The sequence below is a fragment of the Chitinophaga polysaccharea genome (assembly GCF_902150045.1).
Lineage (GTDB): Bacteria > Bacteroidota > Bacteroidia > Chitinophagales > Chitinophagaceae > Chitinophaga > Chitinophaga polysaccharea_A.
Map to the genome: position 1 here is coordinate 681,251 of NZ_CABFVU010000003.1, position 16,716 is coordinate 697,966.

General features: G+C 48.0%; 19 protein-coding genes. 9 read left to right on the forward strand and 10 right to left on the reverse strand.

Annotation, left to right across the window (positions count from 1 at the left end):
• The first annotated feature begins 145 nt into the window (after positions 1-145).
• On the forward strand, positions 146-1,219 hold the full coding sequence (locus FN124_RS23140) for a ParM/StbA family protein (RefSeq protein ID WP_142687145.1): 1,074 nt from the start codon (positions 146-148) through the stop codon (positions 1,217-1,219).
• Positions 1,220-1,228: 9 nt separating this feature from the next.
• Positions 1,229-1,708 (forward strand): bactofilin family protein, encoded by a 480-nt coding sequence (locus FN124_RS23145; RefSeq protein ID WP_142687146.1) that lies wholly within the window; start codon positions 1,229-1,231, stop codon positions 1,706-1,708.
• Positions 1,709-1,765: 57 nt separating this feature from the next.
• Here FN124_RS23145 and FN124_RS23150 read toward each other — a convergent pair whose 3' ends face one another.
• Entirely contained in the window at positions 1,766-1,993 is a 228-nt protein-coding gene (locus FN124_RS23150; RefSeq protein ID WP_142687147.1) for a DUF3820 family protein, read from the reverse strand.
• A 92-nt stretch (positions 1,994-2,085) separates the two neighbouring features.
• On the opposite strand from FN124_RS23150, the gene FN124_RS23155 reads away from it, so the two are divergent.
• Positions 2,086-2,523 carry a nuclear transport factor 2 family protein gene (locus FN124_RS23155; protein WP_142687148.1) on the forward strand — a complete coding sequence of 146 codons (438 nt, stop codon included), beginning with the start codon at positions 2,086-2,088 and terminating at the stop codon, positions 2,521-2,523.
• On the opposite strand, the gene FN124_RS23160 is transcribed toward FN124_RS23155, so the two are convergent.
• A complete protein-coding gene (locus tag FN124_RS23160) occupies positions 2,524-3,168 on the reverse strand; it encodes a DUF4136 domain-containing protein (protein ID WP_142687149.1) in 645 nt (214 codons plus the stop codon).
• Between the two features lie 75 nt (positions 3,169-3,243).
• Entirely contained in the window at positions 3,244-4,116 is an 873-nt protein-coding gene (locus FN124_RS23165) for a class I SAM-dependent methyltransferase (protein ID WP_142687150.1), read from the reverse strand.
• 166 nt (positions 4,117-4,282) lie between these two features.
• On the opposite strand from FN124_RS23165, the gene FN124_RS23170 reads away from it, so the two are divergent.
• The gene (locus FN124_RS23170) at positions 4,283-4,756 is read left to right on the forward strand and encodes an Lrp/AsnC ligand binding domain-containing protein (RefSeq protein WP_142687151.1); all 474 of its coding nucleotides are present in this window, start codon (positions 4,283-4,285) and stop codon (positions 4,754-4,756) included.
• A 57-nt stretch (positions 4,757-4,813) separates the two neighbouring features.
• Here the strand turns inward: FN124_RS23170 and FN124_RS23175 are convergent, their stop codons facing one another.
• Positions 4,814-5,998, reverse strand: a complete 1,185-nt coding sequence (locus FN124_RS23175) for a THUMP domain-containing class I SAM-dependent RNA methyltransferase (protein WP_142687152.1) — start codon at positions 5,996-5,998, stop codon at positions 4,814-4,816.
• Between the two features lie 78 nt (positions 5,999-6,076).
• On the opposite strand from FN124_RS23175, the gene FN124_RS23180 reads away from it, so the two are divergent.
• Positions 6,077-7,108, forward strand: coding sequence for a sialidase family protein (locus FN124_RS23180; RefSeq protein WP_142687153.1), 1,032 nt, complete (start codon positions 6,077-6,079; stop codon positions 7,106-7,108).
• A gap of 2 nt (positions 7,109-7,110) precedes the next feature.
• Here the strand turns inward: FN124_RS23180 and map are convergent, their stop codons facing one another.
• The 4 genes from map to FN124_RS23200 form a co-directional block, all read right to left on the reverse strand.
• Positions 7,111-7,875, reverse strand: a complete 765-nt coding sequence (map, locus tag FN124_RS23185; protein ID WP_142687154.1) for a type I methionyl aminopeptidase — start codon at positions 7,873-7,875, stop codon at positions 7,111-7,113.
• A 166-nt stretch (positions 7,876-8,041) separates the two neighbouring features.
• Positions 8,042-8,572: an RNA 2'-phosphotransferase gene (locus FN124_RS23190; protein WP_142687155.1), complete on the reverse strand. Its 531-nt coding sequence runs from the start codon at positions 8,570-8,572 to the stop codon at positions 8,042-8,044.
• Between the two features lies 1 nt (position 8,573).
• The gene (gene ybiA / locus FN124_RS23195) at positions 8,574-9,119 is read right to left on the reverse strand and encodes a riboflavin biosynthesis intermediates N-glycosidase (protein WP_142687156.1); all 546 of its coding nucleotides are present in this window, start codon (positions 9,117-9,119) and stop codon (positions 8,574-8,576) included.
• Positions 9,106-9,972, reverse strand: a complete 867-nt coding sequence (locus tag FN124_RS23200) for a TIGR02452 family protein (RefSeq protein ID WP_142687157.1) — start codon at positions 9,970-9,972, stop codon at positions 9,106-9,108. Before FN124_RS23200 ends, ybiA begins: the two co-directional genes overlap by 14 nt.
• Positions 9,973-10,266: 294 nt before the next feature.
• On the opposite strand from FN124_RS23200, the gene FN124_RS23205 reads away from it, so the two are divergent.
• Genes FN124_RS23205 through FN124_RS23215 form a run of 3 tightly spaced genes read left to right on the forward strand, consistent with a single transcriptional unit; the run spans position 10,267 to position 11,836 of the window.
• Entirely contained in the window at positions 10,267-10,692 is a 426-nt protein-coding gene (locus FN124_RS23205; protein ID WP_221887875.1) for an organic hydroperoxide resistance protein, read from the forward strand.
• 10 nt (positions 10,693-10,702) lie between these two features.
• On the forward strand, positions 10,703-11,380 hold the full coding sequence (locus FN124_RS23210) for a type 1 glutamine amidotransferase domain-containing protein (protein WP_142687158.1): 678 nt from the start codon (positions 10,703-10,705) through the stop codon (positions 11,378-11,380).
• 24 nt (positions 11,381-11,404) lie between these two features.
• Positions 11,405-11,836, forward strand: a complete 432-nt coding sequence (locus tag FN124_RS23215) for a MarR family winged helix-turn-helix transcriptional regulator (RefSeq protein WP_142687159.1) — start codon at positions 11,405-11,407, stop codon at positions 11,834-11,836.
• Between the two features lie 7 nt (positions 11,837-11,843).
• Here FN124_RS23215 and FN124_RS23220 read toward each other — a convergent pair whose 3' ends face one another.
• Positions 11,844-13,376 carry a SulP family inorganic anion transporter gene (locus FN124_RS23220; RefSeq protein WP_142687160.1) on the reverse strand — a complete coding sequence of 511 codons (1,533 nt, stop codon included), beginning with the start codon at positions 13,374-13,376 and terminating at the stop codon, positions 11,844-11,846.
• A 148-nt stretch (positions 13,377-13,524) separates the two neighbouring features.
• On the opposite strand from FN124_RS23220, the gene FN124_RS23225 reads away from it, so the two are divergent.
• On the forward strand, positions 13,525-14,883 hold the full coding sequence (locus FN124_RS23225) for a Gfo/Idh/MocA family oxidoreductase (RefSeq protein ID WP_142687161.1): 1,359 nt from the start codon (positions 13,525-13,527) through the stop codon (positions 14,881-14,883).
• 57 nt (positions 14,884-14,940) lie between these two features.
• On the opposite strand, the gene FN124_RS23230 is transcribed toward FN124_RS23225, so the two are convergent.
• Positions 14,941-16,707: an alpha-L-rhamnosidase-related protein gene (locus tag FN124_RS23230; protein ID WP_142687162.1), complete on the reverse strand. Its 1,767-nt coding sequence runs from the start codon at positions 16,705-16,707 to the stop codon at positions 14,941-14,943.
• Between the last annotated feature and the right edge of the window lie 9 nt (positions 16,708-16,716).

The following is a 16,716-nucleotide window of genomic DNA, read 5'->3' on the forward strand; positions in this document are numbered from 1 at the left end:
ACCCGGCTGTATTAAATTTAGTATAAATTCACTGGTTGTCATCCCCTTATTCTAATATTTTATATCTTTAACCACTATTTCAATCCCGATGAAAACCCTCCCACGCGGAGAGTCACGGCTACATTCGTTATTATAACAAAGCACTATGAAAGTATCAACAACCAGCTTCCCAAGCGTCTTTGAAACCGCATTCGGAAACACAGAAAACTCAAGTAAGGATCTTCTCAACGGATTAAAAATTAAAAAGGACGATGCCTGGTACCTGGTAGGCAACCTGGCCAAAAGAGGCGGCATCAATCCGGGCAGGGTTACCAATGCGTCGCCCACAGAAGAGGATTACGAAATACTGTTTAAAGCTGCTTTGCTGAACACGATTGATAAAGTACAACAACCCATTGCCCTTACTGTTGGTTTTCCCTTCTCCACGTATAATATCTACAAAAATGCTGCAGAGCAGTTTTTGAGTAAACGTCATTTCCTGATCGACTACGATACACAAACCTACAATACCAAAGGCTCTTTTAAGAAAGCCATGTTTGATATTGAGAAATATGAAGTGATCCCTGAAATTGTGGGAGGAATTATAGGACTGAAGAAAAGTATCAACGAACCGCAGCTGGACAATTTCATTGCTGTTAGTTTCGGATTTGGTACCATAGAAGGCGGTATGGCCACCGGCGACGGACTGGTACACCGTACCTGCTTCAGCTCCCACGGCATCCGTTACGCCATTAATAACCTGACCCGTGAGCTGAACCAGAAACATTACCTGGAAATGAAGAATGAGCACCAGGTGGATGATGCTTTCATGAAAGGCTCTATTTTCACCAACCGCAAACGTATTGATCTGCGGGATATGCGCAAGGGCGTGCTTACCCAATACTACAAGGAAGTGGTTTCGCCCCTGATGCGCAGCTACTTTACGGACCTCGACTTTGAAACCTGCGAAAAGATATACCTGATGGGCGGCGGCGCTCATTACCGTGAACTGACAGATGCCTTTGTAGAAGAATTCCGTGATTTTATCCCGGTGGAAGTTGCTCCCGAACCTGAAAAACTCATGAGTATCGGTTATCTTTATAATTCATTGAGAATTTCAGATAATAAACCTCAAAGAAGCGTAGGGCTTGACCTGGGTAACTCCAGTTCTATTGTGTCTACTTTTGAAGACCAGGCACAACACAGTCCCAATGCTACACCTAATCCCGTCACCCTATAATTTGTACTTGTGATCAATGTCAGACATATTTTCCGAAATATAATTGTTCCCGGAGCTTTCCGTATTCCTGAAACAGTTTCCGTGAACGGTAGTATAGATGCCTCTGTGTCCGGTCGGATCGACGGAAATGTAAGGGGCGATGTAAAGACCAGCGGCAAGCTGGTAGTTAGTGAAACAGCAAGCATCCGCGGGCATATATATGCTGCCGACCTGGTAGTACACGGGAAAGTGTATGGCGATGTATATATCACCAACAAAGCCCATATCAGCAATAAGGCGATGGTAAAAGGCGATGTAAACGCAATGGTGCTGGAAATTGAGGAAGGCGCGGTTGTGGAAGGCGCTATCCGGAAAAACGTGCAGCCGGTTGTAAAAGCGGAACTGAGTCATACGCCGGTGGCGGATGAGATCAGGGTGTCTGCTGCAGTAGAGGCTGAAGCGGCAAAGAATAATGTGGAAGAAGAAGAAAAGAACACCACCTGGTTCTGATAACAACAGGATAACTTATTCAGGCGGCTGTTTCCATGGGAACAGCCGCTTTTTTTATTACCTCTTTTTCAATGGATCGAGCAATTGGGCAAGACCATTCATTTTTATTACCAGCATCGTTTCCAGCAGCATTCCCAGCTTCCCTTTCGGGAATCCTTTGCGCTGGAACCATTCCAGGTAGCTTACCGGCAGGTCGCAAAGCACTACGTCTTTATACTTTCCAAAAGGCATTTTCATCACCACCAGTTGTTGTAATAATTCCGGATCGGGCTGTGACATCTCCATAAAACCTGGTTTATAATTTAATCAGCAAATCTAAATTATAAATTCATTTTTCCACACTTCTTTGTAATTTGTAATATTCCAAATCCTGATGCATGAAAATTTCCCTTATACTCTTACTGGCGCTTCCTTTTACAGGATGCGTGCAACCTGGTAGTAAAATCAGCCTGGCAAATTCCAATACCCTTGTTGTGAAAGACCTCTTTGATGCTTTTAATCAGCATAACTGGAAAAAGCTGGCCGCATGCTATAAAGATACGGCCATGTTCCTGGATCCCTCCTTTGGGCCTGAGCCGGTATTACGTACGCGGGAACAGACAGCCAAAAAATACCAGGAGCTGCAACAGCAATTCCCCGATATCCAGGATGAAGTGGTGAGCGTTTACGCGGATAGAAATCATGTTACCGTGGAGTTCATATCCTCTGCCACCGGGCCCGACGGCAAAAAATGGCGTCTGCCCATCTGCACGGTGTTCACCATTGAAGAGGGTAAAATTGAGCGGGATAATACCTACTATGATAACAGCCACTGATCATCTTTTCAATAATCCTCCGTTTTGCAGCGCGTCAGATACCTGCGTGGCAAAGGCTTTGGCAAATGATTCCAGGCTGTTGGGATTGTAGGTCTCCGACTGACCGGACCATACCAGTTTCCCATCCTGCTTCAGGTCGTACAGGTTGCTTTCCAGGAAATACCTTTTGTCGGTGGTGTAATACCCCGGCGAATACACCGATCCGTACATATACCCATAATATCCCCAGAAGCGGCCATACCAGCCATATACCGGGTATGGGGCGTAAGATACGGTGCCTGGCACATACCTGGTCTGGGATTCTTTATTTACCAGGGAAGTAGTTAACACCGCTGTATAACCTGCGTCCAGGATCTTTTGTGTAGCGGCGCTTTTATCCTGGTCGCTGACGGGATTAAATTTAGGAGGAAACAGGTCGAGCCCTTTCCCAGCCGTAACGCCACGCTTCTGCAACGCTGCGGCCATCTGGGTTTCTACCACCTGCTGTGCCCCTGTATTTGAGGTAAGAGAGGCAACAAGTATGTTGTGATAGCCTTCTGCAGGAGCGTCGGGCGCTTTCCAGGTCCCGGTCATATGAACGGTGGTACCGCATGCACCTGCTAATATCAACATGCCCACCAACATGGATCTGATGATTGCTTTCATAAAAAGTTATTTTAATGCGCCTACCGGCAGCAATAAAACAACAAGACATACAGTAATGTTTAGCTGTAACAGCCGTTAGCGGGCGATACGTTCCGCGCAGGCCACCCTGTAAAATTCATACCCTTTTTCAGACCGGCCGGGTAAGTAGTGTTTCCGGTATTCGCTGGCGCCAAGGTCTTCCAGCAGCTGAAAGCCATACCGGCGAAGGTATGCCGGCAATGCAGAGGGATCAAAGCCGAACGTCCACCGTTCTTCCAGGTCCGCCACATCCCGGAGCAGTTTCTCACCGCCATAAAATGCGGAAGGATTATCCAACACTGCCTGGTGCACATAGGTAAAAATGACCCGGGAACCGGGCTCAAAGCGTTGCAGGAACGCAAAGGTGCTGTCGATGGCCTCTTTGTTAAGGTAGTTGGTAACGCCCTCCCAGATAATGGCGGTAGGCACTGTAAAATCAAAGTTGTTCAGCGCGCTCAGCTGGTCAAGGCTTTGACGGTTAAAATCTATCTGGTAATAATATACTTTGGCAGGCAATTTATGTGAGCGCAGTTTAGACAGTTTGTAAGCAGCCGTATTAGGATGATCTATTTCCACCACTTTCAACTGCCGGAGAAACGGGAGCCGCAGGCCGCGTGTATCAAAACCGGCGCCGAGAATATACACCTGTTGGGCTCCCTGGTCAACCGCCTGCAATAAAAGGTCGTCGATATATTTTGTGCGTGCAATGCCGGACGACAATGCGCCCGGGATCTTTTTCCGGATGATCCATTCTGCGAATGGCCGCCATCCGGGTATCCGGCAAAGCCATACGCCCAGTTTCAGCCTGTTGTCAAGGAACCATGATGCAAATTTATCGGTGAACAAACGGCGGTCCCTGGGGCGGGTTGTTTCCAGCGCACGGAATAAGGCCATATATTGGGCGGTTCTACTCGTGACGTCCTCTTTCATGGATGTTATTTTATAAACTGCCCCTTTAATTTAATAAAAAAATGTCAATCATTGCTGCCCACTCCCCTGCCATCATGATATTGGAGGAGATGCAGAAGGGATAATTTTTGCGATTGTTTCAAAAAAATACCTATTTTTAAAAAATATTCTAAATCGCATCACCAAAATGAGTCAGCCATTAAATATTGACAAATTAGATTTACAGATCATTTCAGAGATGTCCACCGATGCCAGCATATCTTATGCAGAGCTGGGTAAGAAACTTTTTGTATCCGGCGGTACTATCCATGTGCGCATTAAAAAGCTGCATGAAATGGGCGTGATCAAAGGCACGCGCTTACAGGTAAACCTGCGGGCCATTGGTTATGATGTACTTGCTTTTATTGGTATTTACCTGGAGAAAAGTTCCCTGTATGAAAACGTAGCCAAGCAGTTATTGAAAATCCCGCAGATCGTACGATTGAACTATACTACCGGTTCTTACAGCATGTTTGCGGAGATCATCTGTAAAGACAGCGGCGAACTGCGTAAAATACTCCAGGATGACCTGCAGCATATTAAAGGCATAGAAAGGACCGAAACAATTATTTCACTGGAAGAAAGTTTTTCCAGGCCTATTAATGTGAGTGAAGTAGTGTAAGATGTTAACTCCCCGCTTATTGACGCTGCTCAGTTTGAGCAGCGTTTTTTTTGAGCGTCATGAAAGACTTTCCAGTTTGCGTGTATCGCGGGTACCTGCATACAGTTCAAATTCCAGCAGGCGGCAATCGATGGTACTGTTGTAGAACTCAATCCTGCGTTTGGCTTTGAGCCCTATCTTCTTTGCCAGTTCGAGGTTCCCAGTGAATACATACCCGTAATAACCGCGGCATTGCTGCTTCATAAAATCGCCGATACGGCCATAGGTTTCTTCCAGCGCTTCGATTTCGCCGAGCCTCAATCCGTATTCGGGGTTCATATACACCACACCGGCTTCACCTTCGGGCACTTCTGTAGCCGCGAAATCACATACGCGAAATTCAATCATGTCTGCCACACCGGCAGCCTTTGCATTTTTACGCGCATTTACGATGGCGGCTTCACTGAGGTCGGTAGCAATGATGCGCAGGCCTGGTACTTCCACGATCTGTTTTTCAAGCAGCCCTCTTTCTTCCTGGTATACCTTTTCATTGAAGCCCTGGAGGTGCATAAAGGCGTAGTTTTCGCGGAAAAGACCGGGACGGCTGTTGGTGGCTATCAGTGCCGCTTCAATGGCAACGGTGCCTGAACCGCACATGGGATTAACGAAAGGCGCTTTCCTGTCCCAGCGGGTAGCCAGGATAGTAGATGCAGCCAGGGCTTCCAGCATAGGCGCACGGCCCGGTATTTTGCGGTAGCCATGTCTTGCGAGGGAATCACCGGTAGTATCTATAAATATTTCTGCATGCTCATTTTTCCAGAAGAGGTGGATCACTGCACCGGTAAGTTCAGCTCCTGTGGAAGGGCGCTTTCCTGTTTTATCGCGCATGCGGTCTACCACTGCATCCTTTACCCGCAGGTTGGCAAACATACTGTTGTTGATGGTTTCATTCTGCACATTGCTGGTGATGGAGAAGTAACCATTCTCCGGCAGGATGGTTTCCCAGGGATAGGATTTCAGCTGATCGTATATTTCATCGCCATCAATGGCTTCAAATTGTTTCAGGCTGTATAATACCTGGCTGCCGCAACGCAGGTTCAGGTTAAGACGGATACACTCATTCAGAGAGGCGTTCAACCGCACACCGGTAACGAATGTTTCTTCTACAGTAAATCCAAGCTCCTTTACTTCCTGTTCCAGGTAAGGCGTGAGACGTTTGTTACAAGTGATGGTAACCGTTCCCTTTGTTGTGTATAATGACATAAGGCCGCAAATTTACCAATCTTTATGATAATCCCCTTGTATTCCTTATTTTACCAACTCAATCATCCTGATTCATCTATGCGTTTTTATCTTTCACTGTTACTACCGGCAGTCCTGTATTTCCCGGCCGGGGCACAAACAAAGGCTGCACTGGTACGTAATGAGCTTATTATGCCGGTGCCGGTTACGCCTTCCAGTCATGCGTCCACTATTACGGCGTTAGGTTCCGGCGACCTGCTCAGCGCATGGTTTGGCGGAAAGGAAGAAGGGAATAAAGATGTAGAGATCTGGTCGTCGCGCTTTACCGCCGGCAAATGGCAGGCGCCCGTAAAACTGGCGGATGGTATTATTAACGATACCCTTCGTTATCCCTGCTGGAACCCGGTATTGTTCCGCACCCGGGCCGGTTTGCTTTGCCTGTTCTATAAAGTGGGCCCCAATCCCCGGGAGTGGTGGGGCATGGCCCGCTACAGCAGTGATGACGGCAGCAGTTGGTCATCTCCCGAAAAACTACCGGAAGGTATGCTTGGTCCCATAAAAAATAAATGTATACAGCTTCCGGACGGACGGCTGCTGCACCCTTCCAGCACAGAAAGTGTGAAGGGAAATCACTGGGTATCGCATATGGAGATCAGCGACAGTACCGGGCACCAATGGCAAAAGGTGGCCATTGATTGCGACAGCTTCGGCATAATACAACCCACTGTACTTACTCACCGGGATGGCCGCCTCCAGCTGCTGTTCCGCAGCCGGCAAAAAGTAGTAGCCACCAGCTGGTCAGAAGATATGGGCGCTACATGGACGCGGGTAAGCGCACTGCAACTACCCAATCCCAATTCAGGCATAGATGCGGTAACATTGCCCAATGGCGCCATGGCATTGGTTTATAATCCAACAAAAGGAGGAAGCAAATGGTCTGATGGCCGTAACGAACTGCGGCTGGCCGTTTCAAACGACGGCGTTAATTGGAAGGATGTATATCAACTGGAAAAACGTGCAGGCGGCGAATACAGCTATCCTGCCATAATCGCCACCGCAGATGGTTTGGTGCATATCACGTATACCAGCGACCGTAAAAATATCCGCGCGGTAACATTACAGCTTAAATAAGATCAGTTCCAGATTTCGTTGGCAGCGGTCAGGATCACCGGCTCCCGGTCTGTTACCACAATAGTATGCTCATGCTGCGCAACAAAGCCGCCTTTGTTGCCTACCAGTGTCCAGCCATCATTACTTTGATTGGCAAAAGAAGAAACGGTGGAAATAAAAGTTTCTATGGCCACTACGGAATTCTTCTTAAAGCGGGTGCGGTTAAAACGTACATAACAGTTAAGGATATCATCCGGCGCTTCGTGCAGGCTTCTTCCAACGCCATGTCCTGCGAGGTTACGGATAACGGTATAGCCTGATTTCCGGGCTTCCGTTTCGATCAGCTTACCCACATCGGCTACACGCGTACCTCCTTTGATATGCCGGATGGCCTTTTGGAGTATTGCCTTTGAAGCATCTACCAGCGCCTGATGCCGGTGAATGTCTTCACCTAGTACAAATGACCCCCCATTGTCTGACCAATAACCATTCAGCTCTGCAGATACATCGATGTTTACCAGGTCGCCTTCCCGCAGTATTTTTTGGGCAGAAGGAATACCATGCGCAATTTCATTGTTCACGCTGATACAGGTCCAGCCGGGAAAGCCATAGGTAAGCTTTGGGGCCGATTTAGCGCCCAGTGCGTTTAATATTTCCCCGCCATACTCATCTATTTCCTTTGCTGTCATACCCGGTTTGGCATAGCTTCTCATTTCCCTGAGCGTAACAGCTACTGCCTCACTCACCTTTTTCATGCCGTCGAGTTCCGCTTCTGTAGTTATAGACATCTTTTTTTCTTTAAAAATACTGATAAAAAAATAAAGCCTGTTTGTAATACAGGCTTTATCCGTTTGTTTTAACAATTACATGAGGATGCCCCATTTTTTCTTCCGGCTCCGGGGTAATCTTTGCCCGCTGTCCCACCTTCACATTTACCGCTGCACAAGGTAAGAATTATTGAATATACTTCACCGGCACCTGGTCTGTAAGCCATACGCCGTTGTCTGAGAGATAAAATATAATCCTGTCTCTATGCATATCCCCGCTCCGTATGGTGAGGATATGCGGTGCTCCTCTCCTGCTGCCTACTTTTTCGGCGGTAAACAGATCAGCGGTAAGATGCACATGCTGCCGGCTCATTTTCTGCAAACCGGTTTGGCGTATCTGGCTCATAAACCTTGCCACGGTGCCATGGTAAAGAAATTCCGGCGGGATGGCCGTGGGCAGGTCCAGCGATATATCCAGGGAGTGGCCCTGGTTAGCGCGGATCATTGTTTTATCTTCATTAAAAGAAAAGCGTTGTTTATCATTTTCCGCTACCGTTTTTTCCAGTTCCTGCATGGTAAAATGATGTCCGTGCGCTTTGCATTGCTGCAGGAGCGTGCTCACGTTCGCCCAGCCATGGGCATCGAGCGTGAGTTGTATAGTGTCCGGGCTATGCCGGAGAATAAAGCTCAGTAGTTTACTGATAGATCTGTTGTTCATGTTATTTAAGTTGATCCCTGACTACCATGAGCGCGTAACCGAGCAGGTTATGCCCGCGCCATAGCAGCGGATTTTCCACGTTTTCGCTGGTAGCGGCCATGCCAATGCCCCATATGCGGTCCATAGGGCTGGCTTCCACCAGTATGCGCCCGTGTGTGTTAATTAAAAAAGTTTTCAATGCCGGGTACTGCGAAAATTTGTGATGGTTCCCCTCCACAACCAGGTCGAATTTATGCGCATCCCAGGTAGCCGCGTCAAAGTTTTTCACTTGTCTTCCCAGCTTCTTGGCTTCATCCGGCGTGTTGGCAAGCAGGATCTTCTGCAGCGTGGCGTTGTCATTGAACAGCCGGGCCTTCCCTGCCATCATCCAGTGTTCTGCTGTTTTATAGATGACACTGTTTACAGTGAAAGGCGAGGGCCACCACTGGCTGAAACAGCTCTGGGTAATGCTACCATCCGCAGAGGGACGGTGGCCCCAGAAGAAGATGAATTTTATTCTTTCTTTGGCCTGATACTTCGCGATCAGCCAGTTATTATCGTACTTCATTGTAAGCAAATTTATGATTGAATGCCTGCCTGTTTACCTGCTTATCCGATGTATCATACACAGCGAACACGATCTGGCGGAACGCATGTTTGAACGTATCGTTATGCAGCAGATGGTGTGCAAACCATCGGGCAATATCGTTTGGGTCGTTCCTGAATACGCCGCAGCCCCAGGCGCCCAGAACCAGGGTGGTTTGCCCATGCACCACTGCCAAGGATAACAATTTCTCAATCCTTGACAGCATTACCGGTTCCATCTCTTTCAGGCGTTCCGGGTCATTGGCCCGGAGCGCACCTGCGTTTACTGCGGGTGAGGTTAATATGGCCACACAATAATGCTGGTCCAGTAGTTCATCATTGTCGTCCCGGAAAACGGGTACCTGTGGAGTATAGATCATTTGATCCGTATACAGCAGGGTACTATGATGCCGGTTGAAATCATACATTTCCTGTTTTGTTTTCAGGCTGGCGTACAATCCACTGGCTCTTGCCAACGCTTCTTCCTGTGCCTGTGCTCCGCCAAGAAAGCCGCCACCCGGATTTTTTGCCGAAGCAAAGTTGAGGCAGCATACTTCTTTAATGCCCTCCGCTGCTACCAGTCTGCGTGCAGCCGCGAAAGTAGTTTCACCGGTAACGCTGATGCTAACGGGTGCATGCCGCACCGACTTCAACAGCTGATCACGTTGTTTAAATACCGTATCAAAATCATCCGGCTTGTATAATATTGTATTATCAACAGCAGTTTGTAAATCTTTGCTGATATCTACCTGCTTGTTGTGTTGGTTCATGTAATGGCCTGCTTCCAGTATGTCCAGTGTTTCATAGGCAATAGCCATTCTTTTGTTTTTGTTCATGTTGCTTTAGTTTTTCACTGGTGCAGGAATGTTGCCGGGGTTAACAGTTCCATTACACCCGTGCTGGGTTATAATTTGTTTACGTCATTTTGACGCAAAGTAAAGAAATATTTTTCTAATGCAGATATTTTTTTTCCGGAGATGAATAGCATTTGATACTTCTTATCATGAATTGAGGAAACTATATTATTAAAAAACACCTCAAAGAATATCCTGGTAAATCCCTTCTTTCAGAAAATAAATTTGGAATTCAATTGTACACAATCTAATTTTACACAATAAATAAAAACACTCATGGAAAAGATCGAAAAGTTGTACACAGCGCACGCCAGCGTTACCGGCGGCAGAAACGGACATATTGTATCGTCAGACGGCGTACTGGATCTCGAAGTAAGAATGCCAAAAGAACTCGGTGGCAGCGGCGGCGCCTACACCAACCCGGAACAATTGTTTGCGGCGGGTTATGCTGCCTGCTTTGATGGCGCCCTCAACCTGGTGATCAGAACCCAGAAAGTGACCACCGGCACTACACAGGTAAATGCGGAAGTTAGCATCGGCAAGAACAATAACGGCGGTTATGGGTTATCAGTAGAGTTACAGGTTTCTATTCCGGGTGTGGAAAGGGAACTGGCACAGGAACTGCTGGAAAAAGCACACCAGGTATGTCCTTACTCCAATGCTACCCGGGGTAATATAGAAGTAACATTAACACTGATCTAAACTTCATTTTATGAAAGTATTAATCGTACTGACATCGCACAGTGAACTGGGGAACACCGGTCATAAAACCGGTTTCTGGGTGGAGGAATTTGCCGCTCCCTATTACGTGCTGGCAGATGCCGGAGCCGAGATCACCCTGGCTTCTCCCAAAGGCGGGCAACCACCTATTGATCCGAAAAGTGAGCTGCCTGAATTCCAGACGGAAGCTACTACCCGCTTTAAAAAGGATGAAGCACTGCAACAAAAACTTGCTGCCACCATGAAGCTCAACGAGGCAAACGCCTCCGACTACGACGCGGTATTTTATCCCGGCGGGCACGGCCCCCTGTGGGACCTCGCCAATGATCCCGCCTCTGTGTCGCTGATTGAAACTTTTTACAGGCAACATAAACCGGTGGCATTTGTATGCCATGCTCCTGCTGCACTGCTCAGGGTAAAAGACGCGGATGGCGCGCCACTGGTAAAAGGAAAAGAAGTAACCGGGTTCAGTAATGGAGAAGAAGAAGCGGTACAATTAACCAACGTAGTGCCGTTCCTGTTAGAAGATGAATTGAAGCAACTCGGCGGAATTTACAGCAAGGGGAAGGACTGGCATTCCTATGCGCTGAAAGACGGGTTGCTGATCACCGGTCAGAACCCCGCATCCTCTGCGGCGGTGGCACAGATATTAATGGAAACATTAGCTTAATTTTGTGTTGCTAAATATGCTGCCTTGAAACAACAACTGAAATTATCAAATCAACTTTGCTTCTCATTTTATGCTTTGTCGAGGCTGGTAACTTCGCATTACCAGCCTTTACTTGGCGCCCTGGACCTCACCTACCCGCAGTACCTTGTTATGCTGGCGCTATGGGAGCATGATATTTTATCGGTGAAAGCACTGGGCCGGCTGCTTATGCTGGATTCAGGCACGTTAACGCCTTTGCTAAAAAGACTGGAAGCAAAAAAACTGATCAAACGTGTACGCAGCAAGGAAGATGAACGGATTGTAAACATCCACCTGACAGCAGCCGGAAAACATCTGCAGCAACAGGCTGCAGATGTCCCCGAAAAGATCAGCTGCAGCATGGGATTTACGGCTGAAGAATTCAATACGCTGAAACCAATGATCGATATTATCCTGCAAAGACATGCAGAAGAATAACAGGCAGCTATTTTACAGCCACCATATATTCCGGGTCTTCTATAATATTTACTTCTATTACACCTGCGGCATCTTTCAGCAGCTGCCGGCAGTCGGCGCTCAGGTGTCTTAAATGCAGCTTTTTATCTGCCTGGCGGTAACGCCCCGTTAATTTATTCAATGCCTCAATACCGCTCATATCCGCAATGCGGCTATCTTTGAAATCAATGATCACCTCTGCCGGATCATTGGCTACATCAAACTTCTCACTAAATGCTGCCACCGATCCAAAAAACAACGGGCCATATATCTCATAATGCTTAATGCCTTTTTCATTAGTGTATTTCCGTGCACGGATCCTTTTGGCGCTTTCCCATGCAAACACCAGCGCAGAAATAATGACCCCAATAAGCACTGCCAGCGCCAGGTTATGCAGCCACACCGTGATAACTGCTACCAGTATCCCCACAAAAATATCTGCCCGGGGCATTTTGTTGATGATACGAAAACTGGCCCATTCAAAAGTAGAGATCGCCACCATCAGCATTACGCCTGTGAGTGCCGCCATGGGTAAGCGTTCTATCACCGGCGCTCCGAAAAGCACTACAGCGAGGATGGTCAGCGATGCTATTATCCCGGATAGGCGCAATTTTGCACCGGCAGAAAGATTTACAAATGTTTGGGCTATCATGGCACAACCACCCATACCATAGAAAACGCCATTCAGCATATTCGCTCCACCCTGTGCAATTGCTTCCCTGTTGCTGTTTCCCCTGGTGCCTGTCATTTCATCCACCAGGTTTAGTGTCAGCAGGCTTTCGGTAAGCCCTACCCCTGCCATGATCAGTGCATAAGGGAAAACCACCTGTAACGTTTCAAAAGTAAAAGGTGCCTGCGGAAGGTGAAACGGCGGAAAGCCACCGCTTACGGCGGCAATATCCTTCACCGTGCGGGTAGAGATCCCGAAGGCCAGCACTACTGTAAATATCACGATAATAGCCACCAGTGATGCGGGTATCTTTTTTGTTATTCTGGGAAAGAAGATAACTATGGCAATAGTCAATGCGACCAGTCCTATCATGGTCCAAAGAGGATGTCCGCTCATCCATACCAGCTCGCTGCCTTGCATGGTTTTAAACTGCCGGAACTGCGACATAAAAATAATTACCGCCAGCCCATTCACAAATCCATACATCACCGGCTGTGGCACCAGCCTGATAAATTTACCCAGCTTAAACACCCCTACCAGTAATTGTAACACCCCGGCCAGCAGCACCGCCGCAAACACATATTCCAGCCCGTGCAACTGCATCAGTGCAATCAGCACCACAGCGGTGGCTCCGGCGCCACCGGATACCATACCGGGCCTTCCTCCGAAAACAGCGGTCACCAACCCCATTATAAAGGCAGCATACAATCCCACCAGTGGCGGGAAGCCGGCCAGTATGGCAAAGGACAAAGACTCCGGGATCATGGTCATGGCCACGGTAAGCCCTGCCAGTATCTCCGATCTGTAATCCGGTTGCTGTGAGAAATCAAATAAACCAGTAAAAGTCTTCATCAGAAAAATTTAGGTGTCGGTTTTAAAGAGGCGCAAAGGTACGCATTAACCGGTACTCATATTATTATGTACAGGTTATAATTTCTTCGGCTGAATGATTATCTTTCTCTCCTATAGTTCTGTAAACCTTATTTAATTGTTCCACGCTATGGAGAATTTCAACATTAACCGTCGCCGTTTCCTGAAGGGAGCCACGGCTACGCTGGCACTTTCCGCTATCGGCGCCAGTGCGCTGGATTTTATTAATCCCGCAAAACCCTTGCGGGTAGCCCTGATCGGCACAGGATGGTATGGTAAAAGCGATTTGTTCCGCCTTATCCAGGTGGCGCCGGTAAAAGTAGTAGCCCTTTGTGATGCAGATAAAAATATGCTCCAGGCAGCAGCGGAAATGGTGCGCAAACGGCAGGCTTCCGGTGAAACGCCCCGCCTGTATGCTGATTACCGTAAGCTGTTGTCTGAAAATGAACTGGACATTGTATTGATAGGTACTCCGGATCACTGGCATGCCCTTCAAACTATAGAGGCCCTCAAAGCCGGCGCCAACGTATATGTACAAAAGCCTATCAGCGTGGATGTTATTGAAGGAGAAGCCATGGTAGCCGCCGCCCGCAGGTATAACCGTGTGGTGCAGGTGGGCACACAGCGGAAAAGCACGCCCCATTTGATAGATGCCAAGAAAAATATTGTAGACGCCGGCCTGCTTGGCAAAATATCACACGTGGAAATGTGCTGTTATTACCATATGCGCAACAACGGCAACCCGCCGGTACAGTCTGTGCCAGCGTATTTCGATTATGAAATGTGGACAGGCCCCGCTCCCCTGCGGCCTTACGACGGGCTGCCACACGTGCGCTGGTGGCGTACTTTTATGGAATATGGCAACGGCATCATGGGCGATATGTGCGTGCATATGTTCGACACCGTACGCTGGATGCTGCACCTCGGATGGCCCAAACGTATCAGCTCCACCGGTGGTATTTATGTACAGAAAGAAGGCAAATCGAATATCGCCGATACACAGTCGGCCATTTTTGAATACGATGAGCTCAACTGTGTATGGCAGCACCGTACCTGGGGCACACCTGCTGATCCAAAGTACCCGTGGTCATTTAAACTATACGGGGAAAAAGGCACACTGGCGGCCAGTACTATGTCGTACGACTTTATCCCTGAAGGCAACGGTACTCCCATTCACAAGGATGTAGTATATGAAAAGGAGAAATACCCGGAAGACCTTACCGAACCGGCTATTGAGCTGAATGCAGCACCGGCTACCCGCCTGCATATGCTGGATTTCCTCGGTGCTATAAAAAATGGCGGCAGACCTGTTGCTGATATAGAGGAAGGACACATTTCAACTGCCAGCTGTATCCTCGCCAATATATCCATGCAAACAGGAAGGCCTGTGGTATATGATCCGCAGAAACGGATCATTACCGGCGATCCCGCTGCCACGGCGCTGTTACAACGGCCGTACCGGGAGCCATGGATACACCCGGTAGTTTAATTTTAAAGACATAAAAAAGAACGGCGCTGATCACATGCCGTTCTTTTTTCTTTAAACCTACTTCCTGATCACTTCCACCTGTGCAGGCGCTTTGATATCAGATTTAATTTTCCCATCAGAAAGTCGTGTATGCTTCACCGTTACCACTCCATAAGGTGTGGGAAATGTGCCTTCGGCATATTGCAGATCGCCCAGGTGAGGCGCTACCCTGATCACTTTACATCCCGGTTCCAGCACGGAAATACCAAGTACATGCTCCGTCAGCCATGGCGTTGGTCCGGAGGCCCATCCATGGCATAGGCTATGACGGAAACCTTTGTAACAGTAAGCGCCATAGTCGCCGTGAATATCCTTTTTTCCCTGCGGCACCAATTCATCAATGCGGGAAGCACCGGGCAACCAGTCCATATTAAAATCCTCCCAGAATGTAGTAGCGCCCAAATTCAGCATAGCGCCCCAGTAAGTGCGGATATCGTTTAGCCCTCCCTGGTAGTCGCCCGCTTTTGCTTTTGCCTGCAGCATATAGTAGCCGTAAAAAGTGGAGTAATCCTTTACACCGCCGGCGCTTATAATCTCATCATTCATTTTCTTCGCAGGGGCCAGGCCTGATAATGCCATCAGCGCAGCGGCCTGTTTGGAACCGCTGGCATCAGGTACATGCTGCTTCAGCCTTGCCACCGCAGTGTTGCATTTTTTTACGGTAGCTTCATCGTTCAATATTTTGCTTAACGCTGCGCCAGCATCCAGTGTCATGATCATCATGGCCTGCAGACCCGCATGAATACCGGCTTTATTTTCACTGGATGGCCAGTCGAGGAAACGGGTGCCGTCGTTAAGGTCTTCACTGTTGTTGGCGTCAATTTTTTTTGTGAGATGATCCAGCAATCCTTTCAGGTAACCAGCCTGTTGTTTCAGGTAAGCGAGGTTACCGGTGTGCTGGTACCAGTCGCGCTGTATAAGCACCCACCACATGGAATAGGACACCATGCCATTCATATACTGTGGCAACGGGGTGATATCGCGGGAAAGATCCAGGCTTTGAGGCACTACTTCATTATACCCGAAAACGGTACTGATGGTAGATGTTTCGGGGTGCATATCACCGATCCATACAAGGCGGTCCCGTTTTATACCATCCCATAAATAATCCTGCATATTCAAATGAACTGTGTATGCGCCGGTGAGCCAGATCTTATTCAGTAAGGTATCGCTGCACTTAAAAGAGCCGAGGTAAGGAATGTCGCGGTATACGAAGATGGCCCTTACTTCCTTGAGTTGCAGTTCCGTGTTATCATCCGGCAGATCTATCCGTACAAAACGGAAACCGGTATTACCTATTTCCAGTTTGCCCAACCAGGGTACTTCTACTATCATATCACGTATGGCGTGATCGTTGGTGGCATTTTTTCCCGGTTCAATATCACTCATAGCCTCACTTACAGATTCTCCAAAACGTACCCGCAGTTTTACCGGTTTGCCGCTTTTATGCATACCGGTAACCAGTTGCAGGCCTCCATGCAGTTCTTTCCCAAAGTCGAACAATAAGCCAGGATGTACCGTAGCCGTGCTTTTCAATACACACATATTCTGATTGGCCAGGTCGGCCTGCCCGTTACCCGGCAACAGGAAGCGTTGAGCATTGATGATATATTCGCCGGTAGCAGGTGTTTGCCATATAATTTTTTCGGGAGATAAATAACGCCGCACCGTAGCTGTTGACTGAACCGTGGCCATACGGCTGCTATCGAACACAGGTGGCAGCTGGGCAGCAGCTGAAATGCTGCATAACATCAGTGCGTATAAAATGTTGTTATATATTTTCATGTGATCAGA